We start from the raw sequence: 23,777 nt of genomic DNA, 5'->3' as shown, positions 1-23,777 counted from the left end.
CGCTTCAAACACCAGCGCGGCGTTCGTGAGAGTCAGGTCACTTTGCCGTTGAGCCGCATGGATTGAAGGTATTGGCCGGATACCTCCGACGCGCCGTAATGGACCACGGTTTGATTAATCAGTGCACAAATCGATAATCCCGCCTGACGCGCGCGGATGCAGAACGACACGTCTTCACCCAGATAAACGCCGTCTTCTTCAATCGTTTCGAAGAATCCGTAGAACTTGCCGCTGGGTAGCAACGACGCATATTGTTTCGGCGGCGAATAGCAATCGGAGAAGGGTTTCGTTACCTCAAACGCTTCTCGCTGTGCGAGGAAAACGCGGGTGCCAATGTGCCGCGCTTCAGCAAATCCATTCGCGAAGTCGAGATCTCCGTCCGCATTGGTAATAGGCGCAAACGTGTAGTCGGCATGGCTTTCCAGCCATTGATGCATGCAGAGGCCGGCATCGCCGGGCTCTACGGCACGATCCAAACTGAAGCGTCTAAACGGATACGCAACGCCCGAGAGCGTTTTGTTCGCGGCCAGAAGCTTGAGGACAGCTTCGGCGGGAAACTTCATGTCGGTATCGAGGAAAAGCAGATGCGTGAATTTAGGGTGATTCAAGAAATAATTCGCGAAGAAGTGCGCGAATGATCTGCGACGACGCAACATGCAACGTCTCGTACGTCGCGCCAGATTTGGTCAATGCGTGAGTCAAGTCCAGTAGAGAGAAGGCGAAGTTGATGTGCACTTCTTCACTGTAGGTGGGGAGGCAGATGAGGACGTGGTGGTTGGACATAGTCGATTGTGAAAAATTTAGCGATGCGAAAGAGTTGCGCGAGGATTGAACCCTCGATGGTACATGTTGTGCGGACCAGGATCGTTTCGTTTTGTTTGCTGTCGAAGGTCGCAAAGAGTTTCAATCGGGGGTGGAAGGCGCGGCCCCATCTCCACCACCTATCGGCGAAACGTAAAGATTAAGCAAATTGAACGCCGCCTCACACTCGCCGTATATAATAATCATTCTCATTTGAGCGATGTAAACCCACCGATTCCAGACGGGTCGGTACCGCCTCCAACGTCCATCTCCGATCAAATTCGCCAGCGATGCATTTATTCCTGTCGCCGCGCCGCTTCTCGCCACCGAACTGACGACCCCCCCATCGCTCCATGCCCTCTCCGCAATCCCTTCGCATCTGGTCCTTTATTCATCGATGGACGAGCATCGTTTGCACGGCGTTCATGCTGTTGCTCTGCCTGACGGGATTGCCGCTCGTGTTCGGCCACGAGCTCGATGTGCTTTTAGGCGATGGCATCGAAGCGCCTGAACTCCCCGCGCATCAATCCAGCGCCCGCGCGAGTTACGACGCAATCCTGAATTCAGCACTGGCAAAGAACCCGGACCACGTGCCGCAATACATGATTTGGGAACCGGATGAGCCAATGCTTCCGATCATCGTCACAGCGCCGCGCGCCGATACGCCGCCCGACGATACTCAAAGCACGACCGTCGATGCTCGCACCGCTCAGGCGCTGGGCGCACCACCGGGGAAAGGATCGCTGAAATTCGTTCTGCTGAAACTGCATGTGGATTTGTTCGCCGGCTTGCCTGGCAAGCTGTTTTTCGGCGCGATGGGCGTGAGTTTTGTCATGGCGATTATCTCGGGCGTAATCGTCTATCTGCCGTTCTGGAAGAAGGTCGGTCTCGGTCGCGTACGGATCAAAAAGTCGCGTCGAATCGCCTGGCTCGATGGCCATAACGCGCTGGGCATGTTGACGCTCGTGTGGGCGCTATTGGTCGGCGTAACGGGGTCGATCAACACGCTCGCCGATCTCCTCCTCGATGCCTGGCGCAACGATCAACTCGCGCAAATGCTTGCGCCTTATCAAGGCAAGCCGCCGGTGAAGGCGACGGCATCCGTCGATGAAGCCATCAAGATCGCCCGCGACACAGCGCCTTCGATGATTCCATCGTTCGTCGCTTTTCCCGGTACGCGTTTCAGCAGTCCGCACCATTACACGGTTTTCATGCGCGGCGATGGCATTTTGACGACGCGATTGCTGCGCCCGGTTCTAATCGATGCAGAAACGGGTGCGCTCACGGATTCGCGTGAATTGCCGTGGTATCTGAAACTGCTGCTCGGTTCGCAACCACTGCATTTCGGCGATTTCGGCGGCATGCCGCTGAAGGTCTTCTGGGCGGCATTCGATGTACTGACTATTGTCGTGTTGGGGAGCGGGCTTTATCTGTGGTTATCGCGCGGGAACGGAAATAGAAAGAGAGGGGCGTTCTGACTTCAACAAATGGCGGCGTGCGTGCAGCAACTTTGCACGTCGAAGTTGGTTCGTCATACGCGGCAACGGAGAGATCAATTGTCTTGAAATGTACGGCGGATTGCCGTATTCTATGCAAATACAGGAGGATTTCACTATGCCCACCGTCCAATCCACTGCCCGACTCGAAGCGCGTATCAGCACCGATTTGCACACTATGCTCAAGCGCGCGGCCGAACTGCAGGGGCGCACGATGACTGACTTCGTGGTTGCGGCGGTGCAAGACGCGGCGCAGCGCGCGATTGAGCAAGCGGAGGTGATGCGTCTGTCGCTGGCCGATCAGGCGTGTTTCGCGCAGGCGTTGCTGTCCCCGCCCAAGCCCACGCCTGCGCTCAAGCGCGCGTTCGCACGCCGGCGCAAGCTGCTGGGTGCCGATGAGTAGCGCGCCTTATCGAGTCGTAGCGCTTGAGAGCGAGCAGGAACGAACGACGTTCGCGAGCGATTCAGAGACGTTGAATCGCTACTTCCTTCAACAGGTTACGCAGGACGTACGGCGCCGGGTTGCCGCGTGCTTCGTGGCGCTGGACGGCGAGCAACGCGTGGCCGGTTATTACACGTTAGCAGCGACCAGTGTGTTGTTGGCAGAGCTTCCCGGAGCGACGGCGAACAAGTTGCCGCGCTACCCGAGTGTTCCGGCGATACGCATGGGGCGTCTGGCGGTCGATCAGGCGTTCAAGGGGCAAGGGCTTGGCGGCGCGTTGCTGGCTGATGCGCTTGAGCGTGCCGCGCGCTCGGAAATTGCGGCGTTTGCGCTTGTAGTCGATGCGAAAGATGAAACGGCTGCGGCGTTTTACGCGCATCACGGCTTTATTGCGCTACCCGATACGCCGTTGACGATGTTCTTGCCGTTGGCGGCGGTGCGCGGATCAATCTGAGAGCATCGAACGCGTCGATGGCGGGGTTTTCCGATTGCTCACGGATTGCTGACGAGTAGGTGGCGCTATGGAAGCCGCTGGTTTGACATTCAAGCACTAATGCTTACTACTGCTCACATCAACCCCATACAAACCATCGCGACAATCGACGCCATCACAATCACCGCGCCCACCGTCTTGCGTTTATTCAACTCGGTCCACAGCAACACGCCTGTCAGCGACAGCAAAATAATGCTGCCCGCCAAGGTATCGATGAGCAGCACCCAGCCCACGCTCAATCCCACGCCTTTGTGCAGATTGCTCATGGTCGCGAGAAAACTGTTCTCGGTGCGTTTCACCGATACAAACCCATTCCCCACCCAGTATTCCGCCGCGACCGACCCGCCCGGCGACGCCACCGCCACCGTCCACAATTCCGGCTGCATGGTCTTCTGATCGCCCCATCCAACCGTGTGAGCCGCCTCACGTTTCGGCCGGCCGATATTGCCGTCGAGCTTGAGTTCCTGCTTGAGCCACTTCCCGAGTTCCATCGGCGACTTGAGGCCTTGCGCGGGCACGGCCATTTGCATCTGCGAAACCTGCGGTTCGCCGCTCGAAATCTTCAGCGGACCGGCGCGATGATTCAGCAGAAAACCCGTCGTCCCGAATAGCAACCCCAACACCGCGCCCCACAAACCGACCCAGCCATGCACTTTGCGAAGCCATTTGATAAAGGTTGCGCGGCGCGAACGTTGTTTCCGGGCGAATTGTTCGGCGTCATCCAACAGGCGGCCGCCGCGCGGCGCGTACGGCATGGTGGTCACGTTCGACGCGGATTCAAGAGTTTCAGGCGCGTTCACGCGTCTCTCCAAAGGGCAGTGCGAATAAGGGGATGCTGCGGATGGATTTCTCATCGATACAGCTAATAAGCCGCCAAGCCAGAGGCAAGCTCGTCAGCGGAGTCAAGCTTTCAAATGAGAATTATTATCATTACACGAACATTGAAAATCTTCAACAGTCCGTGTTAGACGGCCAACAAACGCCCGACGCAGGAGAGGCGCGTCGGCCATGGCAAAGAAACACCCGCGAATGGCCGATGAAAAGCCCGTTAAACCGGCCAGAGCGGCCCTTCTTCCATCGCGCCAACCTGCTCGCGCAACTCCAGAATCCGGTCTTCCCAATACCGCTGCGTGTTGAACCACGGAAATGCAGCCGGAAACGCCGGATCGTTCCAGCGACGCGCCAGCCACGCCGCGTAGTGAATCAACCGCAGCGTGCGCAACGCTTCGACCAGATGCAGCTCGCGCGGCTCGAAATCGCAGAAATCTTCGTATCCGGCCAGCAAATCGCCCAATGCACGCGACGCCTCCGGACGGTCGCCCGGCAGCAGCAACCACAAATCCTGGATAGCGGGTGCCATGCGGCTATCGTCGAAATCGACGAAATGCGGACCCGCGTCCGTCCACAACACGTTGCTCGGATGGCAATCTCCGTGCAGTCGGATGCTTTTTACATCGCCGGCGCGTTCATAACATCGCTCGACACCTTCCAGCGCCATCTTCACCACGGTTTCATACGCTTCCCGCACGTCCTTCGGCACAAAACCGTGCGAGAGCAAAAATTCCCGCGGCTCGTATCCAAACGTCTGGATATCGAGCGCTGGCCGTTCCACATACGGCTTGATCTGTCCGACCGCGTGAATCCGCCCGATAAACCGCCCAAGCCACTCCAACGTCTCGGGCCGGTCGATGTCCGGAGCCCGCCCGCCGCGTCGTTCAAAAATCGAAAACCGGAAACCCTCGAAGGTATGCAGCGACGCGCCATTCAGCACGCGAGCCGGTACCGCCGGAATCTGGCGCTCATAAAGCGTCGAAACGAAAGCGTGCTCTTCGAGAATGGCGTCGTCGGACCATCGCAACGGCCGGTAGAACTTTGCGACCATCGGCGGTCCGTCTTCCATGCCGACCTGATACACCCGATTTTCGTAGCTGTTAAGCGCGAGCATGCCGCCGTCGGTACGCTCGCCGAGCGGCATGAGGACGCTGTCAAGCGCATCGAGCACACGCTCGGGCGTGAGATCGGCGAAAGGGGGAGGCGGGAGATTAGCGTCGTCGCCGGAGAGAGAGGGGCTGTCTGCGGACGTGCGCGATGCATCGGAATGGTTCGAGTTCATCCCTGCATTGTGACGCGCATCGCGGGTGGAAGCATCAGCGATGCGCGGTTACTGTGAAACAGAGTTCTGAAACGCGCTGATTCCTCAATGCATCAGCGCGTTAGTAGGGCGAACCAGTTCGCCGGTATCGATCAGATCTTCGAGGAAGAACGGTTCCGTGTTTAGCAACTCCGACGTGCCGGGTTCGTCGGCGTACCAGGCGACCATCGCCATGTCGCCGAGAATCCGCATGACGATCCCGCGCGCACCTTGTGGCACAGCGATATGGACGGAGCGAACGATTGAACCAATTTGCATGATGACTCCCCGAGGTGTGCCGGCAAAACAGTGCGCGTGCCGGTCGGTTCTGCATGAAGCACAGGAGCGTGAGGCCCTGTGCACGAAACTCAAGTGCCGCGCGTCATTCCTCGAATGCCTGCAAACCGCAGTCCTATCCCGATGATTTCGGCTGAAACGATGTTCTACTTTAGCGCATCAATTCGCGTGGGGCGAAAACTTGCATTGCATTGAAACAACGTATTTGCGGTTCAATCGCTTTTTGAAAGTCGATTGAAAGCGCATGGTGCAACGTCCGGCAAAACCCCGACGATCACGGTATCGTTATGGCCTTCGCCACCGGAGATATCTTTGTGACTTCATCGCCGGCGCCGTCCCGGTCAGCTTCGTCCTCTTCGCTTTCCCCCGATCCCTTGCCCCATCTCGAACGTGGATCGCGTGCTTACTGGCACGCGGCGATCGCGTTGCTATTTGCAGGCTACGCCACCTTCTCGCTGCTCTACTGTGTGCAACCGCTCCTTCCGGAATTCACCAAGACGTTTGGCGTGAGTCCGGCGGAAAGTGCGTTGTCGGTATCGGTGACGACGGCTTCACTCGCCGTGGCGATATTTATCGCCGGCTTTGTTTCAGAGGGCTGGAGCCGGCACCGGCTGATGACGCTATCGCTGACCGCTTCGTCGCTGCTGACGATCATCGTGGCGTTTCTGCCGAGCTGGCACGCGCTGCTGTTCGTGCGCGCGCTCGAAGGGTTGGCGCTCGGGGGCGTGCCGGCTGTTGCGATGGCCTATCTTGCCGAGGAAGTGCAACCCGAAGGCCTCGGCCTCGCGATGGGACTCTATGTCGGCGGCACGGCCATCGGCGGAATGGCCGGCCGCGTGATCAGCGGAATACTCGCGGACTGTTTCTCGTGGCGCGTGGCTATCGGCGGAATTGGGGTGCTTGGGCTGCTTGCCACGCTCGCGTTTCGTGCGCTCTTGCCGCCGTCGCGACGTTTCGTGCCGCGCGCGGGAATGGGGTTTCGCCATCACCGCACGGCGCTCGCCGGGCATCTGAAAAACCGCGGCCTGCGCTGCGTGATCCTGATGGGTTTCGTGCTCATGGGCAGCTTCGTGACGCTCTATAACTACGTTGGGTATCGATTGATCGCGGCGCCGTTCAACCTGAGCCAGACGGAGATTGGCGCAATTTTCGTGGTGTATCTGACGGGTGTGGTGGCGTCGCCGTGGTCCGGGAAAATGGCCGATATATTCGGCCGTGGCCGCGTCCTGATTGCCGCGCTTCTGCTGATGATTTTTGGCGTCTCGTTGACGTTGTCGAGTTCGCTGCCCGTGGTGATCGCGGGTATCGCGTGCATGACATTCGGATTTTTTGCAGGCCATGCAGTGGCAAGCGGCTGGATCGGCTTGTTGGCGAAGGGCCCTAAAGGTCAGGCAGCCGCGCTGTATTTGCTCGCGTATTACATCGGCTCTAGCGTGCTTGGTTCATGGGGTGGGCATTTCTGGACGGTCGCCGGATGGCCGGGCGTAAGCGGCTTTGTATTCGTGCTGCTGGCAATCGGTTTGGGCGGTGCGGAGTATTTGCGCCGAATAGAACGTCACATAAATGCTTGAGCGCTTATTTGATCACTTAGATTCACGCGCGAATGTAATGAAAGTTGGTTGTAAATACTGGGAAATGAGGGTATTTCCGTATCCGCTTAAAACATCTGGCCTGAAACGCTTGCTCCATATGGAATTTCATTAGTCCCTGGCCAACGTTTGCGGAAAGCAGCACATATATCCGTCAAACAAGGGCCTATACTCAAATCGACAGTGCGACGTCTCACGCAACCAGGTGGACGCTGAGCACGAATGATGGGAGACGAGTATGACCACATACTTCACGGTCGGCGATTTCATCCTGATTATCCCGATGGCCCTCGCAGGCATCCTCTTTCTCGGTGCCGTCCCGTGCGCCACGCAATTCCGGAAAAACACACTACGCGTATTTGGGGCGTTGCTGGGCGTGCTGGTTGCGTTCCTGCTGGTGGAAGGACTGCCGGCGCTGGTTTAGTAACCCGACGGACTGATTGGCGCGGCGGCGGGTCCGAGTCATTGTCTCGGCTTCTGTTGCTACGCCTGTAAAGCGGAAACCGGGCGTCGAAAGACGTGCTGTTCCCGTGTCCTCGCTTCACGTCTGCTTCGTGTCTGCTTCATGTCGGGAATATCCCGTGCTCACGTTCGCTCTGAACGTCGACGCTTGGCTTTAACTATAGCTGTCCTGTCTCGCACCGGCGCATCCGCCGGAGGACATCGTGCGTAAATAGGTCAAGTCAATCAAGGCCAAGTCAATCGCTCTCCAGTCGATGCCATTTATATCATCGAACAAAAATCGACATCAAGGACCCCATGGCGGCGCTTACCGTTGCTGTTATCGCTTTTATCGCGCTCATCGTCGTTTTCACGGCGGTGTGGGCGTGGCAAGTTAAATCGAAGAATGCCGGGATGGTCGATCCAGTCTGGGCGATGTCGCTCGGCGTCATCGCGATGCTGGTCGCCGTGCTCGCGGATGGCGATTTGCACACGCGAATCATTGTGGGAATCGGCGGATTCGTTTGGGGCATTCGGCTCGGTGTGCATTTGTGGAAGCGCAATGCGGGTCACGCCGAAGATCCGCGTTATCACAAGTTCCGCGAGCAATGGGGCGCCGATGCCAACAAGAAAATGTTCTGGTTCTTCCAGGTCCAGGTCGTGATTTCGATGCTGCTGTCACTCGCGTTTTTCGTGCCGGCCTATCGTGCCACTCCGCCGGGCGCCGCGTGGGTCGCGCTGGCTGCGGTGATCTGGGTGATATCGATTGCGGGAGAAGCGCTCGCCGATCAACAATTGCGCGCGTTCAAAGCGGACCCGTCGAATCACGGCGCTGTCTGCCGCGCTGGCCTGTGGCGTTATTCGCGGCACCCGAACTATTTCTTCGAATGCGTGCATTGGGTCGCGTATATTCCGCTCGCGATAGGCGTGGGAGCCTGGATTTTCGCGATGCTGTTGCCGCCCGTACTCATGGCGTGGCTTCTGATGAAAGTATCAGGCGTACCCATGGTCGAAGCGGAATCGGCTAAAAAGCGCGCGGGATATGCCGATTACATGCGTACGACCAGCGCATTGATTCCGTGGCCGCCGCGTCATCCTTAAATAATAATAGCGAGAGATCCCACATGAGCGACCTGCCATCGCAAGCGGTTATGTCAGAACCACAAGAACGAGAAGTGCCGACTGAAAGCTGGCTAATCAACTGGTGTGAGCGCGGCCGGATTCCGGATTCGCTCGTGCGCCTCGGGATGCGCCACTTGATGAAGCAGCGTCTGCGCGATGAAGGCATCGACGATGGCGAAGCGCGTTCAAAGCGCTTTAATCGTCTGGTCGATGAACTGCGCGCAAGTCCGATCGCAATCGAAACGCAAGCCGCCAACACGCAGCACTACGAATTGCCGGCAGCGTTTTTCTACGGCCATTTGGGCGAGCATCTGAAGTATTCGTGCTGTTTGTATCGGACGGGATCGGAAACGCTCGATGAGGCCGAGCGCGCCATGCTCGAGGAATATGCCGTCCGCGCGCAACTCACCGACGGTCAGCGCATTCTCGATCTCGGTTGCGGCTGGGGTTCGCTTTCGTTATGGCTGGCGGAAACTTATCCGCGTTCGGAGATCGTGGCTTTATCGAATTCGCGGGGGCAGCGCGAGTTTATCGAGGACGAGGCTGCCGAGCGCGGCATTACAAACTTAAGCGTGGTGACGGGGAATATCGTCGATTTCCAATTTGATCCGGCATTGCTCGGCGAAGGATTCGACCGCGTTTTATCGATCGAGATGTTCGAGCATATGAAGAACTATCGGTTATTGCTGAACAAGATTTCAGGCTGGATGCGTGAGGACGGCAAGCTTTTTGTGCATGTGTTTGCGCATCGCACGCTGGCCTATCACTTTGAAGTGAAGGACGGCGGCGACTGGATGTCGAAGTACTTTTTCACCGGCGGGACCATGCCGTCCGAGGCGCTGTTACTGCATTTTCAGGACGATCTCACCATTGACCGTCGGTGGTGGGTGAGCGGCGCGCATTATGAAAAGACGGCGAATCATTGGCTGGAGAATCTGGACGCGGCGCGCAGCGAGCTAATGCCGATGATGGTCGAGACATACGGTACGGCTAACGCCGGTATCTGGTTTCAGCGCTGGCGCATGTTCTATATGGCTGTAGCCGAGTTGTTCGGCTACGCCGGCGGCAACGAATGGGGCGTCGCGCATTATCGATTCTCGAAGCGTTCAGGCTAGTAGCCTTAGGCCTTTCACCTCGCCGACATCAACGCCGGGCGGCGGGCGAACCACGGCCTCGCGGCCTCAAGCTGCGCCGCCAGCCGGAACAACGTGGCATCGTCGTTTCTCCGCCCCGCGAACTGCACGCCGATCGGCATGCCGCGGGCGTTCCAATAGAGCGGCACGGACATCGCCGGCTGACCGGTAAAGTTAAAAAGCTCCGTGCAGCCAGCCCAGTCAAACGCCTTCTTCGACGAAATCGCCAGCATCCGCCGCAACAACGGCTCGATCGGAACCGTCGATAAAACGTGCATCTGGAAGCGCTCGAATTGCGTCGGCTGTTTGGCGCCGATCCTGAACGGCGCGCCGGCAAGCGTAGGCGTCAACAAGACGTCATAGCGTGTCATCAGCGTAGCCATCTGCGCCGCGACCTGACGCTGCGTGTCGAGCGCAGCCGGGAGATCGCGCTCGCCGATCTTCCGGCCGATATGCGCCATGGTCCAAGACGCAATCTCAAAATCACCGCGCCTCGGCTTTTGACCACTGATGCGATCAGCGTGCAGCACGATCTCTTCGGCCTGTATTGACCACATCACGAGGAACGCGTGCGCAATCGCGCCAAAGTCGAGCCCGAAAGACGCGGGTTCCACACGATGGCCTAATGATTCGGCGAGCTTGGCGGCGTCGTCGAGAGCGGCTTTTATATCCGCCGATAACGCGCCGGCCAACTGTGGATCTTCCATATAGCCGATGCGCAACGGCCCGCACGGCTCGCCGACAGCCTTATGGAAAGCGCCCGATTGCCCTGACGACGTGAGGTCGAGTAGCAGGGCGCTGTCTCGGACACTGCGCGACACGGCGTGATCCACCGTTAAATCGCCGGGTGCGGGCAGCGGTTGCGGTTGGACATCGTTCGATGGCTTGTAGCCGAACAGCCCGCAACACGACGCCGGGATGCGGATCGACCCGCCGCCATCCGCCGCGTGCGCGAGCGGGACAACGCCGCCCGCTACAGCCGCTGCCGCTCCTCCGCTGGAGCCGCCGGCGGTGTAGTCGAGTCCCCACGGGTTACGCGTGGGTCCGAACAACTCAGGTTCGGTGTACGGCATCTGGCCAATTTCGGGCGTGTTGGTCTTGCCGAAAATGTTGAGTCCCGCCTGCTTCGAGCGCGCGACGATCGGCGAATCTGCAGTGGGCGTGAAATGCTGGAAGTGGCGGCAGCCCATGGACATGCACAAACCCGCGACCGGCGCGCCGAGATCCTTGATGAGATACGGGACGCCCGCGAGCGGACCTTCGCCCAACGTGCCGGAACCATCGCGACCGTTGCGGCTCGCGCGGTTGCGGGCCGCCTGATAGTCCTTCAGGACAATCGCGTTGAGCGCGGGGTTGACGGCTTCGGCGCGCGCGATGGCTGTATCGATCAGTTCCCGCGCGCTGACCTGGCCGTTGCGCACGAGTTCGGCCAGGCCGATCGCGTCGTAATCGAGATACTCGGACTGCAAGGTTCCCCCTACTTTGATGCCGTTGTGTTCCGTCTTGTCAGGCGGCCAACCGTGCAGTCCGCGGAACAGTGCGCCGAGTTACGAATGCTCGCCAAGGAACGTCAGTGTGCGGCCGTGCGCCAGTGCCGATGCCGCTTGATTGTACGATGCGCGGTCCGTGCAATTGAAGCCGTGATCGGCGCCCGGGTACACGTGGACCTGCGCGTCCTTGCCCGCGAAACGCTGCTTGACCGAGTCGACGGCGTCGGACGGAATGTGGGCATCGAGCGCGCCGTAGTGGAATTGCATCGGCACCTTGACCTTGTCGGCCTGGTCGAGTTCGTTCTGGATGCCGCCGCCGTAGTAGGCCACGGCGATGTCGAACGCGCCTTGCGCCGCGGACAAATACGCCAGCCGGCCGCCAAGGCAAAAACCCACGCCCGCGACCTTGCCCGTGACTTCCGGCAACGCGCGCAGCGCGGCGGCGCTGGCGGAGACGTCGGCGACTGCGTTCGCAACGTCGAGCTTGCCGTAGATTTCCATCGCCTTATCGCGGTCTGCGCCGTCATAGCCGAGTTCCACGCGCGGCTGGACACGCCAGAAAATATCCGGTGCCAGCGCGACGTAACCATCGGCCGCGTACTGGTCGGCGACGGCACGGATATGCGAGTTCACGCCGAAGATTTCCTGGATGATGACGACGCCCGGGCCTTTGCCGCCTTTGGGCAACGCGAGATAACCCTGGAAGGTGTCGCCGTTGACAGGAATGTCTACCCAGCGGGATGTCACGGTCATGTTGAAGCTCCTGAATAAGGCTTGAATTGAGGGGGTGAAACGAGAGGGGACGATAGCGACGAACCGCAGCCGGACAGTTTGCCACCATTCAATGCGCCTTGCTGGCGACGGCGCGGGCTGTAAAGTGGCTGTAGGCAACGCGCGCGGCGGCGCGTTTTCAGCGATGTTTCCGCCACTTTTCACTCTTTAAAGCGGCGAAGAGTTAATAGCGCAAACCTGCGTTCTTAACCGAATTCTTAACCCGGTCAATTGACGTGAAACAAGCGGACCCGATATTAACGGCATGGCCGGCTGAAACTAAAGCGCCGCCTCTAACTTCCCCCCGCCGCAGACATCGGGGAAAGTGCCAATCCGCTGAAGAACCGCATGAACAGGACCTTTCCGCACTGCACCAGCACACTTTCAAGCGCTTCTCAACACATCTCTTATTAGTAGTCACACCAGTATCCTAAAAAACTTCCCCAAATTAATTTGACAACCCTACACTTGCGCGCAGTGCGGATGCTGGCCGTCATAAACGGCTTGCGGAAGTACGAGCCAAGTGCATGACGATGCATCCGGCGTGGTCGTCCACGGGGCTGAGCGAAACGTGATGAAACGGAGCACAGGGCGACACCGTTGTTTTTGGGACCGAAACTGGAGACTTACATGAACACCAAGCTTCACAAACTGTTGCCTATCAGCGCTGCAGCGCTAATGTTCGCCTCGATGGCAACAACCGCTACGGCCGACGAAGTCGTCAAGATCGGTCACGTTGCACCGTTGACCGGCGGTATTGCCCACCTGGGCAAGGACAACGAAAACGGCGCGCGCCTCGCAGTTGAAGAAATCAATGCCAAGGGTCTGACGATCGGCGGTCAGAAGATCACGCTTCAACTCGACGCACAAGACGACGCAGCTGACCCGCGTACGGCTACTCAAGTGGCGCAAAAGCTCGTCGACGATAAAGTCGTTGCCGTGGTTGGTCACCTGAACTCGGGCACCTCGATCCCGGCATCGAAGATCTATAGCGATGCTGGCATCGTGCAGATTTCGCCGTCGGCAACGAACCCGGTGTACACGCAGCAAGGTTTCAAGACGACGTATCGCGTTGTGGCAACCGATGCACAACAAGGTCCGGCACTCGCCAACTACGCGTCGAAGGACTTGAAGCTGAAGAGCGTCGCGATTGTCGACGACTCGACCGCTTACGGCCAGGGTCTCGCGAACGAGTTCGAAAAGACTGCAAAGTCGCTCGGCATGAACGTGATGTCGCATGACGCGACCAACGACAAGGCTGTCGACTTCCGTGCAATTCTGACGAAGATCAAGGGCGAAAACCCGGACGCGATCATGTACGGCGGCATGGACGCCACCGGCGGCCCGTTCGCCAAGCAAGCCAAGCAACTTGGCCTGCGCGCACGTGTTCTGGCGGGCGACGGTGTGTGTACCGACCAGTTGTCGCAACTGGCTGGCGATGCAACCGACAATATCGTCTGCTCGGAAGCCGGTATGGCGCTCGAAAAGATGGCTGGCGGCGCGGAATTCTCGGCCAAGTTCCAGAAGCGTTTCGGCGCGCCGATCCAGATCTACGCTCCGTTCACGTATGACGCGGTGTACATCATTGTCGATGCTATGAAGCGCGCCAATTCCACCGATCCGGCGAAGATTCTGGCAGCGATGCCGAATACGGATTACAAGGGTGTGATCGGCGAAACGACCTTCGACTCGAAGGGCGACCTGAAGCACGGCGTGATCTCGCTGTACAACTACAAGGCAGGCAAAAAGACGTTGCTGGACGTAGTCAAGATGTAATTGCCGCGGGCGGTCAGGGTCGTGATGTTTTGACGAAGACCGCCTTCGATGATTTTCATTCTTAGAAAAACGCGCTGATTTCGGTCCGCGCGTTTTTTTTGCGCCGGGATTTGGCGGATGGTGAGTGAGGAAGCGGCTGATCGCAATCCGGCGGCGGCTCGCGCCGTCCGTTTAAAGCTTGAATTTACAGCTTCAACTGCCTCATGATTCTCGGCCCCACGAGCGCGATCAGCGCCGAGCAGGCAGCAACCACCGATAGACCGACTGGCAGCGTGCTCAGCTGCGCCACGCCGCCAATCAACACCGGCCCGAACAGCAAGCCGAAGTAGGCCAGTCCTGCGACCTGCGCGAGCCCTTCCGCCGGGCTCACGCCTTCCACGCGCGCAGCCGCGGCAAACAGCACCGGCATCATGTTGGCGAGGCCCAGGCCCATCAGCGTGAAACCGGCAAGCGTAACGATTGCATTCGGCAGTAACAGTGCTGCCACCATGCCGATAAACGCCAGCGCCGCGCTCGCGAAGATGAGTTGCGGCGCCCCGAAGCGGGCGCGCACTGCATCGCCGCCGAAACGCCCGGCCGCCATGCCGCCCGTGAAGGCCGCGTAGGCCGTGCTGGACAACGCGGGCGTGGCAAGCACGATGTCACGCATGTAGACCGTCGCCCAGTCGTACATGGCCCCTTCAGCGATCAACGCGATCAGTGCAAGGCCTCCAAGCGCCCACAACGCTTTGGAGCGCCAGCGATTCGATGACGACCGTCCGCCATGCACATCGTCTGCGTGGGGGACGTGGGGCAATACAGCGGGCATGGACACCAGCAGCACGATTACGCTCGCCACCGACGCCAGCGCCAGATGCGCTTCCGGCGGCATGCCGTGCGCGAGCAGCGCGCCGCCGGCCGCTGCGCCAGCCATCCCGCCAACACTGAACATGCCGTGCAGCGACGACATGATGGGCCGCTCGAGCGCTTCTTCAACGGCGCTGGCTTCGGCGTTCATCGCGACATCGAGGGTGGCCATGCTGAAGCCGAACAGGGCCAGCACGACCAGCAGCAGCCAATAGAAGGGCGCGACAAGGATCAGCGCCCCGCAGATCGTCATGCCGATACCGCCGGCCAGGCACGCGCGGCGAGTGCCGACCCGCGCGATCCACGAGCCATTGGTGAGCATCGCGACAATCGAGCCTAGGGCCACCGCCAGAAGCGCAATAGACAGCGATCCGGGGCTCAGGTGGAATTTGTCGCGCACCGTGGGCACGTGCACGCCCCATGAGGCATACAGCATCCCGGCGATGAAAAACACGGCCATCGTCGCGTAGCGGGCGCGTTCACGTTTTGCCGCGGGCAGCCGCCGATGCACGGCGTTCGGGGTGTCGTGCCCGACGGTGCGGGCACTTGAGACAGATTCGGACACGGGAATTGCTCTCTTTGCCTGCTTGTTTTAACGGCCGGTCTTCTTGGTGACCAGCGAAGCTTTCAATTCTATCGGGTTGCGGACGGACTGGGTTTTAGTGCTTTAAGATCGTAAAGGCCGCTCGCTGGTTCTAATTGATTCGCTTGGCCTGGCCGCTGATGAGTTCTCTCGTGAGGTCCCGCTTTGAATATCCCGTCGCATGCTCCGTTGCATCTGTTGCATCAAGTGCCGCACGGCACGCTTGCCACGCACTCACGCGAGCCGCGCGGTTTTCCTTATCCCACTGCATTACCGTTCGCACCGACTGCCCGTCACGTGCCAATGGTGCTCATTAGCCATCTGGCCGAACACACGCGCAATCTGCAACTGGACGCACGCGCGGGTTTCCTGATTACCCAAACAGCAAGCGATACCATTCTCGAAGGCCAGCGTCTCACCATGCTCGGCTCGTTTTCTCCGGCGCCGCCTGAATCCGTCGATGAATTGTCGCGTCGTTATCTGCGATATCACCCCGATGCCGCGCGTTATCTCGAATTAGGTGACTTCACGTTCTGGGTCATGTCGCTTGAGCGCATGAGGTATATAGGCGGCTTTGGCGCTATGGGCTGGCTGGATGCAACGGCGCTTGATCCACTCGAACCGTTATCCGAACTGAATGAAGTTCGTCTTATGGAATTATTTGCCGATTCTCCCGATCGACCGGCGGATCTCGAACTAATGGGGATAGACAAATATGGTTGCGACCTGCGGACTCCTGCCGCGCGCAATCGTTTCACCTTTGATAAACCGAAACAAACCCGCGCAGAATTGAATGACGCGTTGATCGATTGTATTGAACGGCATAGGTGATTGTCTGAACTCGTGATCACCCGATTCGTGTCTTTATGTCGCTAAATTACGAGATGACGTTACAGCGATGAGAAGTTTGGGAAAACTCGCACGGGATGGAAGTTTTAGCCGATATATTTCTCGTTATTTTCATTTCATGAAAGACCTTGCGGGTTAATTTAACAATGAAAGTAAGATGAATGCGATGTTTCGGTCGCATTCAGCGAATATCACAAATTGTTACGGACGGCCGCTCGACTGAATTGATTTAAATCGATGACATCGAAACACGCGCGCAATCCTAGTTGTGTTAATCTGCGATTCATTGAGAGGCTTAACGTTATAACCGGAACGGGCAACGACTCGTACATTGCAAACCACAAGGAAATCATCATGCCGTCTTACAAGGAACTTCTCGCACAGCGCGAAAATCTCGAACGACAGATTGAAGAAGCGAAGTCGCGGGAATACGCTGAAGTTCTCAATGAAATCAAGCAGAAGATGACCGACTATGGGATCACGCTCGCTGAATTGGCAGGTGGTCGCGGCGGCAAGAATTTGAAGAACGCCGCGCGTCCGCGCGCTGGCGTGGCACCGAAGTATCGCGATCCGGACAGCGGCAGCACGTGGTCGGGTCGCGGCAAGCCACCGAAGTGGATTGCAGGTCAGGAACGTGACAACTTCCTGATCCAGAAGTAATAGGGCGATTGTTTAAAAAAGCCGTACCATTAAATGGGTGCGGCTTTTTTTGTATCTGCGCGGCCCTTGACCAATGCGGGTGTGCCTGAATCATCTGGCTGTGACATGTTGCGCGGCAATATCGGGATACAGCCGAGAGCGCGTCGTGTTTCATGTAAGCAGATGATTTTTATGGCATTTTTTTGGTTTTAAGCAAGTATGTCGAAGCGTGGCTTGGTAAAATCTGCCAACCGATGACTTCGAGCGACGACATGTCGCAATCAACCGTGCACACTGCGGAAAAGCAGGACGTAGCACGCAAAACCACCTTCGCGAGTATCGCGGTAAATTCTGTGCTGATGGCGGCGCAGATTGTCGTGGGCGTGTTTGCGCAATCCCAGGCATTGATTGCCGATGGTATTCACTCACTCGCTGACCTGGTGTCGGATTTCATCGTGCTTCTGGCCAATCGGCATAGCGCAGCCGCTCCTGACGACGACCACAATTACGGTTACAGCCGTTATGAAACAATCGCTTCATTATTTCTCGGCGCGCTGTTAATTGCTGTCGGCGTGGGGATGTTATGGCGAGCCGGTGAGCGCATTACCAGTCTTCAAGACATCCCGGCGGTCCACGCAGGCGCGCTGATTGTGGCGGTCATCGTTCTGATTTTTAAGGAGTTATTGTTCCGTTATATGCTCCGTGCGGCCGAACGCGTTAGATCGGCTCTATTGATCGCAAATGCGTGGCACGCTCGTTCGGGCGCAGCTTCGTCGCTGGTGGTCGCTATCGGTGTTATTGGAAGTATGGCTGGCTGGCGGTTGCTCGACCGTATCGGGGCCGCAGTTGTCGGTTTTATGGTCGCACGGATGGGTTGGACTTTCGGATGGGATGCTTTACAAGATTTGTCTGATCGCGCACTGGATCATGCCGAAACCGAAAAATTACGCTTGCTATTGAGTAGCACGCCCGGTGTTCGCGATGTGCATGAATCGCGGACGCGGAAAATGGGTGATCTCGCCATAGTCGATGCCCATATTCTCGTTGATCCCCTCATTTCAGTTTCAGAGGGCCACACCATTGCAGAATTGGCGCGAGCGCGCTTGCTGACGAATACCCGCATATGGACGCATTGATTCACGTCGATCCGGAAAATGACGAGGCTAACCCGCTGCCGGGCAGAATGCCAACGCGTTCGACGGTCAGCAATACGCTAAGCGCGGTATTGGGCGCCCGTGGCCTCACATACAGCGCACTGAATTTGCATTATCTGAGCAGCGGTTTTGATATCGATGTCACGCTTCCCGCGGACTTAACCGACGATCAAGTGGCCAGTGTGGAAAGCGGCGATTTTGATGCACTCAAGCAACAACTCGGCGCGCGCGAGATTCGGTTTATGCAAACTGTAAGAATCATGCCGCGCGTTGTTCTTACTGAATCCAATGCGATTTCGCGCGCTACATAGCGCGTTGGCGCCAATCTATTTGAAAGCTGCCTTATAGCGGCAATTGTGTGTCGAATTTAATTTCGCGCAGGACTACGCTGGTTCGAACTTGCGCGACTGCGGGAATCTTGAAGATGCGGTCGTGGAGAAAAGCGTCGTACGATTTGATATCCGGCGCGACTATTTTCAGGATGTAATCGGCCTCACCCGTGGTGCTGTAGCACTCGGTGACTTCCGGGCACGTGGTGATTTCCCGTTCGAATTGCTCAACACCGCCTTCTGTATGGCGTGTGAGATGAATATGAGCAAGCGCGCAGACATGCAAACCAAGCTTTTCGCGATCAAGTAACGCGGTGTACCGCTGGATCACGCCCGATTGCTCCATGTCCTTGATACGCCGCCAGCACGGAGTGCTTGAAAGCCCGACCTGGTCGGATATCTCCTGAACTGAACGGCGGGCGTCCAGTTGCAGAAGTCGCAGGATTTTTTGTGAAAACGTGTCGAGAGTCAACTGCGCCTCCTTTCGGTCGCTACCAAGTCCAATAGTAGAGGCGGCAGAAAGGAAGTGCAATGTCAAACGCCCAGCGTGAGCAATATTGCCTAACTCAGCGCCCAGACTGCGCGTTTTGTCCTTCGATGTCAGTATTACCCGGCGTTTCGCCAGCCGCTTTTAATGACGCCAGCAGCGCCCGCTGAGTCCGCAATTCGGCCAGCATATTGCAGAAAAGGGCGCCTTGTTCCACGGCGTCGTCGAGCGCGACGTGCGTGTGCGGGAGTTCGTCGAACCAGTGTTTCGGCAAACGCGGCTTGATCGCCTTCCGATACGGCAGATCGGTCAGCGCGAACGCGAGTGTCTTTATGTCGAGCGCGGACCACGAGAACGGGCAGCGTTCAGCGAATCGCATCATGTACCAGAACATATAAGTGAAGTCGAAACCCGCTGGATACGCGACGAACACCGGTTTGCCGGGCAAAGCCTCGACCCATTCCACATACGCGCGCAGGGCCGTCAGCGGCTGCTGGAGGTCGGTCCGGCATGCGGCCCATGCCTCGGGCTGGGTTTTCCACCAGGCGGCCTGAACCGGATGTGGCGCCGCGCCCTCCAGCGTTTCGAGATTGGCTGAAAACGTGCTGATTAGTTCCTTGTGTTCCGTGTAGGCCGCCGACGCAAAACTCAGCATCGAGTGCGGGCCCGGGATGGGTCCGTCAGCTTCAACGTCTGTACTGACGTAGATTTCAGGAATGGCGATGGCGGTGCTCATGTGCTTATCCGGTCGGCGACAAACGGGTTGGTGCGGCGTTCATGTCCGAACGTGGAGGTGGGACCGTGCCCTGGTACGAACGTGACATCATCGCCCAGCGGCCAAAGCTTTTCTCGGACGGAGCGCACAAGGTCCGGCTGATTGCCACGTGGAAAATCCGTGCGGCCGATCGAGCCTGCGAACAATACGTCGCCAACCAGCGCCACGCGATTCACGCGGCTGAAGAAGATCACGTGGCCCGGTGTATGTCCGGGACAGTGATAGACCTCCATGGTTTCATCGCCGAACTGAACCGAGTCACCATCTTGCAGCCATCGGTCGGGCGTGAACGCCTGTGCGTCGCCAAAACCGAAGCGTTTGCTCTGGGCTGGTAACTGGCCGATCCAGAAAGCGTCTTCGGCGTGCGGTCCGTGGATCTCGACGCTATAGTGATCGGCGAGCGCCTTTGCTCCGCCGCAATGATCCAGATGCCCGTGCGTGAGCAGCACCTTGTCGATGGTCACCTCGAGTTGTCCGATCGCGCTGATGATCCGCTCGACTTCACCGCCTGGGTCGACCACGACGGCACGACGCGTTGTCTCGCACACGACGATCGAACAATTTTGCTGGAATGGTGTCACTGGAATAAGGGTGACGTTCATGGCTCGTTAACCGGGAGATGGCGGGACGTGTAAAAACGTCCATTGTAACGGGCGAAAACCCGGGCTGCGGCAGCCCGCCGAGCGTTAGCCGAACGATCGAGTGTGCCTAAAAAACAGGCAAAATCTGCAATTTTTACGCCATCCGAGAAAATAAGTAACATTTTGTTCATCTGCGGACGGTCGGGCCACGTGTTTGGGTATAATCCGGCCAGTTGTGCGTGGTATGAACATGCCATCAATGGGCAATGAGAAACACGAGTAGCGCGTTTTTACAATTGTCATCAAGTACGCAATTCGGAGCCAAAACGCTTCGAAATCGCAATCAAGCATCGGTTTAACCGATGTACACGTCTTGTCCAGCCAGGTGCGATGCGCCTGCCAACGGCCTTAGCTGCCGTTAAGCTGGATGGGGCCTACGCCGCCGTTCCTGCGCAGTTGAGCGCGCAAGAATGTGTGATCCACGTTCGATGGCGGCATGTGGGGTCTGGTCAGGCTGCCGGGGACAGGTTGCGCCAGACGTGAAAACTAACCGGGCATTTGCGGCGAGGTACGCCGCACCCGAGCACTAGCTCGCCGTTCGACTTTTCGAACGGTGTATGCGTTTGCGCGGAAAAGCCTTGAGCTGCCTACGCACGTCCGCGTTTTGTCGGATGGTGAGGCGGCTCTAACCGTTGATCACACGTCTATGAATTTACGACTAACCCGGCATTTCGGGAGTCTTTTGGTCTTTGCAGTCCTGACGGGCTGCGCCATGCCGCCTAGTGGCGGCGATCAGGCCAGCGCGCTGAAAACCGGCTCGCAGCTGACCACCGCAAACAACGCCGCGAACCCGGGCCGAGGCTCGACGCGTCTCGCAGCACCGCTCGCTTACGACTCCCAGCTGAATGCATTGCCTTCGTCGGCCAGCAATTCGTCCGGCACATCCTCGCTTGCCAACGCGCAGCCGATCACGTCCGGACCCGATGTCAGTGACTTCGAGCAGCAAGGTCGCGCCTCCTGGTATGGCCGCGGCTTTCACGGTCGCAAGACGGCCAGCGGTGAGCGCTACGACATGCACGCGCTCACGGCAGCGCATCGCACATTGCCGCTTGCTTCGTGGGTTCGTGTGACCAATGAAGCGAATCAAAAAACCGTCGTCGTCAAGATCAACGACCGTGGCCCCTACGCACGCGGCCGGGTGATCGATCTTTCCTATGCAGCCGCTGCGGTACTGGGCATGCGCGGCGCGGGTGTAGGCAAGGTCAAGATCGAAGGCTTGACGCAGCAGGAAGCGCGGGCGGCGGCGCGAGATCAATCGCTGGCGTCTAACAACTCGGTCGACTGATCATCGTCAACTTGTTTGCATAAGAAAAGCGGGCCGTTTCGACGGCCCGTTTTTTATTGCCCGGCGCGATGCCAGGCTCACTCGTCCTCATTTGCGTCCGGTTCTCCGCGCGCCTTATCTATCGCCAGCGCTCTTGTATAAAGCGCATTGCGCGATGCACCCGTCAGCGTAGCCGCCAGTCTTGCCGCACTGCTCACCGATAACTCCGCAAGCAACGTCGCGAGCAACGCATCATGAGCGTCGTCCGCAGCCTCCTTTTGCGGCGCGCCTTCCACTACAAGAACGAACTCGCCGCGTTGCCGGTTTGCATCGCCGGAGAGCCACGTTGGCCCTTCGGCCAGGGTGCATCGATGGATGCTCTCATGTAACTTGGTCAGCTCACGAGCAATCAGCAATTGCCGCTCGCCACCGAACGCGCGCTCAAGCGCCTGCACCGTTTCCACAATCCTGTGCGGCGCTTCGTAGAACACCAGCGCCTGCGTGTGCGTGAGCAGCGACTGCAGTTGCGTGTCGCGCTGCTTCGATTTAGTGGCAAGAAAACCGATGAACGAAAACGTGTGAACCCATGCGCCGGCTACGCTGAGCGCGGTGGTGAGGGCGCTCGCGCCCGGCAAGGGAATAACGGGAAAGCCGGCTTCGCGCACGGCATCGACCAGCTTTGCACCGGGGTCGGAAATGCCTGGCGTGCCTGCGTCGGACACGCACGCAATGCGCTCGCCATTGCGCAGATGCGCGATCACGTTCTCGGCCGCACTGCGCTCGTTGTGCTCGTGTACCGCGATAGTCGGCTTCGAAATGCCGTAGCGCGACAGGAGTTGCGACGTGTTCCGCGTGTCCTCGGCAGCCACGCGGTCCACGAGTCCGAGCACGTGCAGCGCGCGAACCGTGATGTCCGCAACGTTGCCGATCGGCGTCGCGACTATGTAGAGCGCGCCAGTCGGAAACTGCTGGCCAAGGGCCAATTCGGAGAGTGGAGTCATGAGGGCGGGTGGCATGCGGGGAACGTCATTGTGCCATGCGATGAGAGACAACTTTTTGGGGAACGGCATGTCGAAAACGATCGGAAGCGCGTTCGAGCAACGCGCACTTGAATATCTGCAACGGCAGCGACTGCGTTTTGTCGCCCGCAACTTCACCTGTCGCGGCGGCGAAATTGATCTCGTGATGCGTGAGATCGGCAGTCAGCGGGCACTTGTATTCGTGGAGGTACGCGCGCGTCGCAGCCGTCAGTTCGCGGCAGCGGCGGCAAGTATCGGTGCGCATAAACAGCGGCGGCTGGTGCTCGCGGCGCGAGCATTATCTGATGACGTGGCGCGGACCGTTACCCGTGTGCCGCTTCGATGTAATCGCGTTCGACGCGGGCAATATCGTTTGGCTACGCGATGCTTTTCGCGTCGATACGTCGTGAAAACGGCCTTATCTTAGGTGACGCGGACAGCGAGTGCGGTAAACTGCGCGGAGCTTGCATGCCGTGTTTGATCAAGGTCTTAGCTATCTTCATGGTCGCAATGGTCTTATGTTCAGCCGCTGCGCCAAGTGGTGAAGCACCATCGAAGTAAATGATCGAAGTAGTCCGTCAATGAACTACCGCGCATGGCGCGGCCGATAACCGAGAGTCGATGTCCGTCGAACGTATCCAGCAACATTTCCGCGAAAACGCGGCAGTCCATCGTGAAGCACTCGACACGCTTGCTTTCCCCATCGCTGCAGCCATTGACGTGCTGTTCGGCGCGCTCGCCAACGGCTCGCGAATCCTGACGTGCGGCAACGGTGGATCGGCGGCAAATTCACAGAGGCTTGCATCTGCGCTGGTCGGACATTTCGAGCGCGAGCGGCCTGGTTTGCCGGCCATTGCGCTGGACGCGAATGTCCTGACGCTCACGGGCATTGGCAATAACTCGGCGTTCGAAGAGATCTATTCGAAACAGATCCGCTCGCTTGGGCAGGCCGGCGACGTCCTGGTCGTGATCTCGACGTCGGGTAACTCGGTCAACCTCCTCTCGGCTATTCAGGCCGCGCATGAGCGCGAGATGTTCGTGATTGCGTTGACCGGTGCGGGCGGCGGCGTGATCAGCGAAGTGCTCGCCGATACCGACATCCATATCTGCGCGCCGTCCGAACGGCCGGCACGAATCCAGGAAGTCCATCTGCTAACCATTCACTGTCTGTGCGACGGCATCGACGCGATGCTGCTGGGCGACGAATGA

General features: G+C 58.4%; 23 protein-coding genes and 2 pseudogenes. 14 read left to right on the top strand and 11 right to left on the bottom strand.

What is annotated here, in order from left to right:
• Nucleotides 1–32 precede the first annotated feature (32 nt).
• Nucleotides 33–656: a hypothetical protein gene (locus ACMX25_RS00300; protein WP_414947590.1), complete on the bottom strand. Its 624-nt coding sequence runs from the start codon at nt 654–656 to the stop codon at nt 33–35.
• Nucleotides 657–1,154: 498 nt separating this feature from the next.
• On the opposite strand from ACMX25_RS00300, the gene ACMX25_RS00295 reads away from it, so the two are divergent.
• The 3 genes from ACMX25_RS00295 to ACMX25_RS00285 all read left to right on the top strand — a co-directional run bounded on the left by ACMX25_RS00295 (nt 1,155) and on the right by ACMX25_RS00285 (nt 3,193).
• Nucleotides 1,155–2,279 carry a PepSY-associated TM helix domain-containing protein gene (locus ACMX25_RS00295; RefSeq protein ID WP_414947589.1) on the top strand — a complete coding sequence of 375 codons (1,125 nt, stop codon included), beginning with the start codon at nt 1,155–1,157 and terminating at the stop codon, nt 2,277–2,279.
• A 136-nt stretch (nt 2,280–2,415) separates the two neighbouring features.
• Entirely contained in the window at nt 2,416–2,700 is a 285-nt protein-coding gene (locus ACMX25_RS00290; RefSeq protein ID WP_414947588.1) for a type II toxin-antitoxin system TacA family antitoxin, read from the top strand.
• Entirely contained in the window at nt 2,693–3,193 is a 501-nt protein-coding gene (locus ACMX25_RS00285) for a GNAT family N-acetyltransferase (RefSeq protein ID WP_414947587.1), read from the top strand. Before ACMX25_RS00290 ends, ACMX25_RS00285 begins: the two co-directional genes overlap by 8 nt.
• Nucleotides 3,194–3,306: 113 nt before the next feature.
• Here ACMX25_RS00285 and ACMX25_RS00280 read toward each other — a convergent pair whose 3' ends face one another.
• From ACMX25_RS00280 to ACMX25_RS00270, 3 genes are all read right to left on the bottom strand, one after another.
• Nucleotides 3,307–4,032 carry a PepSY-associated TM helix domain-containing protein gene (locus ACMX25_RS00280; RefSeq protein WP_414947586.1) on the bottom strand — a complete coding sequence of 242 codons (726 nt, stop codon included), beginning with the start codon at nt 4,030–4,032 and terminating at the stop codon, nt 3,307–3,309.
• Between the two features lie 248 nt (nt 4,033–4,280).
• A complete protein-coding gene (locus ACMX25_RS00275; protein ID WP_414947585.1) occupies nt 4,281–5,345 on the bottom strand; it encodes a serine/threonine protein kinase in 1,065 nt (354 codons plus the stop codon).
• Nucleotides 5,346–5,429: 84 nt separating this feature from the next.
• Nucleotides 5,430–5,642, bottom strand: a complete 213-nt coding sequence (locus tag ACMX25_RS00270; RefSeq protein WP_047895387.1) for a hypothetical protein — start codon at nt 5,640–5,642, stop codon at nt 5,430–5,432.
• A gap of 332 nt (nt 5,643–5,974) precedes the next feature.
• Between ACMX25_RS00270 and ACMX25_RS00265 the strand changes: the two genes are divergently transcribed.
• The 4 genes from ACMX25_RS00265 to ACMX25_RS00250 all read left to right on the top strand — a co-directional run bounded on the left by ACMX25_RS00265 (nt 5,975) and on the right by ACMX25_RS00250 (nt 9,927).
• Complete coding sequence (locus tag ACMX25_RS00265; protein ID WP_414947584.1) at nt 5,975–7,231, top strand: MFS transporter; 1,257 nt, start codon at nt 5,975–5,977, stop codon at nt 7,229–7,231.
• 256 nt (nt 7,232–7,487) lie between these two features.
• Nucleotides 7,488–7,673 carry a hypothetical protein gene (locus tag ACMX25_RS00260; protein ID WP_414947583.1) on the top strand — a complete coding sequence of 62 codons (186 nt, stop codon included), beginning with the start codon at nt 7,488–7,490 and terminating at the stop codon, nt 7,671–7,673.
• 335 nt (nt 7,674–8,008) lie between these two features.
• A complete protein-coding gene (locus ACMX25_RS00255; protein ID WP_414947582.1) occupies nt 8,009–8,791 on the top strand; it encodes a DUF1295 domain-containing protein in 783 nt (260 codons plus the stop codon).
• A gap of 50 nt (nt 8,792–8,841) precedes the next feature.
• Nucleotides 8,842–9,927: an SAM-dependent methyltransferase gene (locus ACMX25_RS00250; protein ID WP_414947581.1), complete on the top strand. Its 1,086-nt coding sequence runs from the start codon at nt 8,842–8,844 to the stop codon at nt 9,925–9,927.
• 14 nt (nt 9,928–9,941) lie between these two features.
• Here the strand turns inward: ACMX25_RS00250 and ACMX25_RS00245 are convergent, their stop codons facing one another.
• Nucleotides 9,942–11,414, bottom strand: a complete 1,473-nt coding sequence (locus tag ACMX25_RS00245) for an amidase (RefSeq protein ID WP_414947580.1) — start codon at nt 11,412–11,414, stop codon at nt 9,942–9,944.
• Nucleotides 11,415–11,492: 78 nt separating this feature from the next.
• Complete coding sequence (locus ACMX25_RS00240; RefSeq protein ID WP_414947579.1) at nt 11,493–12,188, bottom strand: dienelactone hydrolase family protein; 696 nt, start codon at nt 12,186–12,188, stop codon at nt 11,493–11,495.
• A gap of 648 nt (nt 12,189–12,836) precedes the next feature.
• Between ACMX25_RS00240 and ACMX25_RS00235 the strand changes: the two genes are divergently transcribed.
• The gene (locus ACMX25_RS00235) at nt 12,837–13,982 is read left to right on the top strand and encodes a branched-chain amino acid ABC transporter substrate-binding protein (protein ID WP_414947578.1); all 1,146 of its coding nucleotides are present in this window, start codon (nt 12,837–12,839) and stop codon (nt 13,980–13,982) included.
• Nucleotides 13,983–14,166: 184 nt separating this feature from the next.
• Here ACMX25_RS00235 and ACMX25_RS00230 read toward each other — a convergent pair whose 3' ends face one another.
• A complete protein-coding gene (locus tag ACMX25_RS00230; protein WP_414947577.1) occupies nt 14,167–15,393 on the bottom strand; it encodes an MFS transporter in 1,227 nt (408 codons plus the stop codon).
• A gap of 183 nt (nt 15,394–15,576) precedes the next feature.
• Here ACMX25_RS00230 and ACMX25_RS00225 point away from each other — a divergent pair, with 183 nt between their 5' ends.
• The 3 genes and pseudogenes from ACMX25_RS00225 to ACMX25_RS00215 all read left to right on the top strand — a co-directional run bounded on the left by ACMX25_RS00225 (nt 15,577) and on the right by ACMX25_RS00215 (nt 18,364).
• Nucleotides 15,577–16,242 carry a HugZ family pyridoxamine 5'-phosphate oxidase gene (locus ACMX25_RS00225; RefSeq protein ID WP_414947576.1) on the top strand — a complete coding sequence of 222 codons (666 nt, stop codon included), beginning with the start codon at nt 15,577–15,579 and terminating at the stop codon, nt 16,240–16,242.
• A 372-nt stretch (nt 16,243–16,614) separates the two neighbouring features.
• Nucleotides 16,615–16,920, top strand: coding sequence for an H-NS histone family protein (locus ACMX25_RS00220; protein WP_060817484.1), 306 nt, complete (start codon nt 16,615–16,617; stop codon nt 16,918–16,920).
• A gap of 251 nt (nt 16,921–17,171) precedes the next feature.
• Nucleotides 17,172–18,364 (top strand): annotated as a pseudogene (locus tag ACMX25_RS00215) (cation diffusion facilitator family transporter).
• 31 nt (nt 18,365–18,395) lie between these two features.
• Here ACMX25_RS00215 and ACMX25_RS00210 read toward each other — a convergent pair.
• The 3 genes from ACMX25_RS00210 to ACMX25_RS00200 form a co-directional block, all read right to left on the bottom strand.
• Complete coding sequence (locus ACMX25_RS00210) at nt 18,396–18,854, bottom strand: Lrp/AsnC family transcriptional regulator (protein ID WP_031357026.1); 459 nt, start codon at nt 18,852–18,854, stop codon at nt 18,396–18,398.
• Nucleotides 18,855–18,948: 94 nt separating this feature from the next.
• Complete coding sequence (locus tag ACMX25_RS00205) at nt 18,949–19,605, bottom strand: 3'-5' exonuclease family protein (protein WP_414947575.1); 657 nt, start codon at nt 19,603–19,605, stop codon at nt 18,949–18,951.
• Nucleotides 19,602–20,246: an MBL fold metallo-hydrolase gene (locus ACMX25_RS00200; protein ID WP_414947574.1), complete on the bottom strand. Its 645-nt coding sequence runs from the start codon at nt 20,244–20,246 to the stop codon at nt 19,602–19,604. The genes ACMX25_RS00205 and ACMX25_RS00200 overlap by 4 nt, the downstream gene beginning before the upstream one ends.
• A gap of 685 nt (nt 20,247–20,931) precedes the next feature.
• On the opposite strand from ACMX25_RS00200, the gene ACMX25_RS00195 reads away from it, so the two are divergent.
• On the top strand, nt 20,932–21,570 hold the full coding sequence (locus ACMX25_RS00195; protein WP_414947573.1) for a septal ring lytic transglycosylase RlpA family protein: 639 nt from the start codon (nt 20,932–20,934) through the stop codon (nt 21,568–21,570).
• Nucleotides 21,571–21,647: 77 nt separating this feature from the next.
• Here ACMX25_RS00195 and rsmI read toward each other — a convergent pair whose 3' ends face one another.
• Nucleotides 21,648–22,550, bottom strand: a complete 903-nt coding sequence (rsmI, locus tag ACMX25_RS00190; RefSeq protein WP_414947572.1) for a 16S rRNA (cytidine(1402)-2'-O)-methyltransferase — start codon at nt 22,548–22,550, stop codon at nt 21,648–21,650.
• Between rsmI and ACMX25_RS00185 the strand changes: the two are divergent.
• Nucleotides 22,549–22,978, top strand: a pseudogene (locus ACMX25_RS00185) (YraN family protein). The gene rsmI and the pseudogene ACMX25_RS00185 sit on opposite strands and share 2 nt — an antisense overlap.
• A 211-nt stretch (nt 22,979–23,189) precedes the next feature.
• The gene (locus tag ACMX25_RS00180) at nt 23,190–23,777 is read left to right on the top strand and encodes an SIS domain-containing protein (RefSeq protein WP_414947571.1); all 588 of its coding nucleotides are present in this window, start codon (nt 23,190–23,192) and stop codon (nt 23,775–23,777) included.

Origin of the sequence: Caballeronia eucalypticola (genome assembly GCF_047608185.1) — a bacterium.
In the GTDB taxonomy this organism is placed as follows: Bacteria; Pseudomonadota; Gammaproteobacteria; order Burkholderiales; family Burkholderiaceae; genus Caballeronia.
This window is presented reverse-complemented; position numbering and strand designations above follow the sequence as displayed.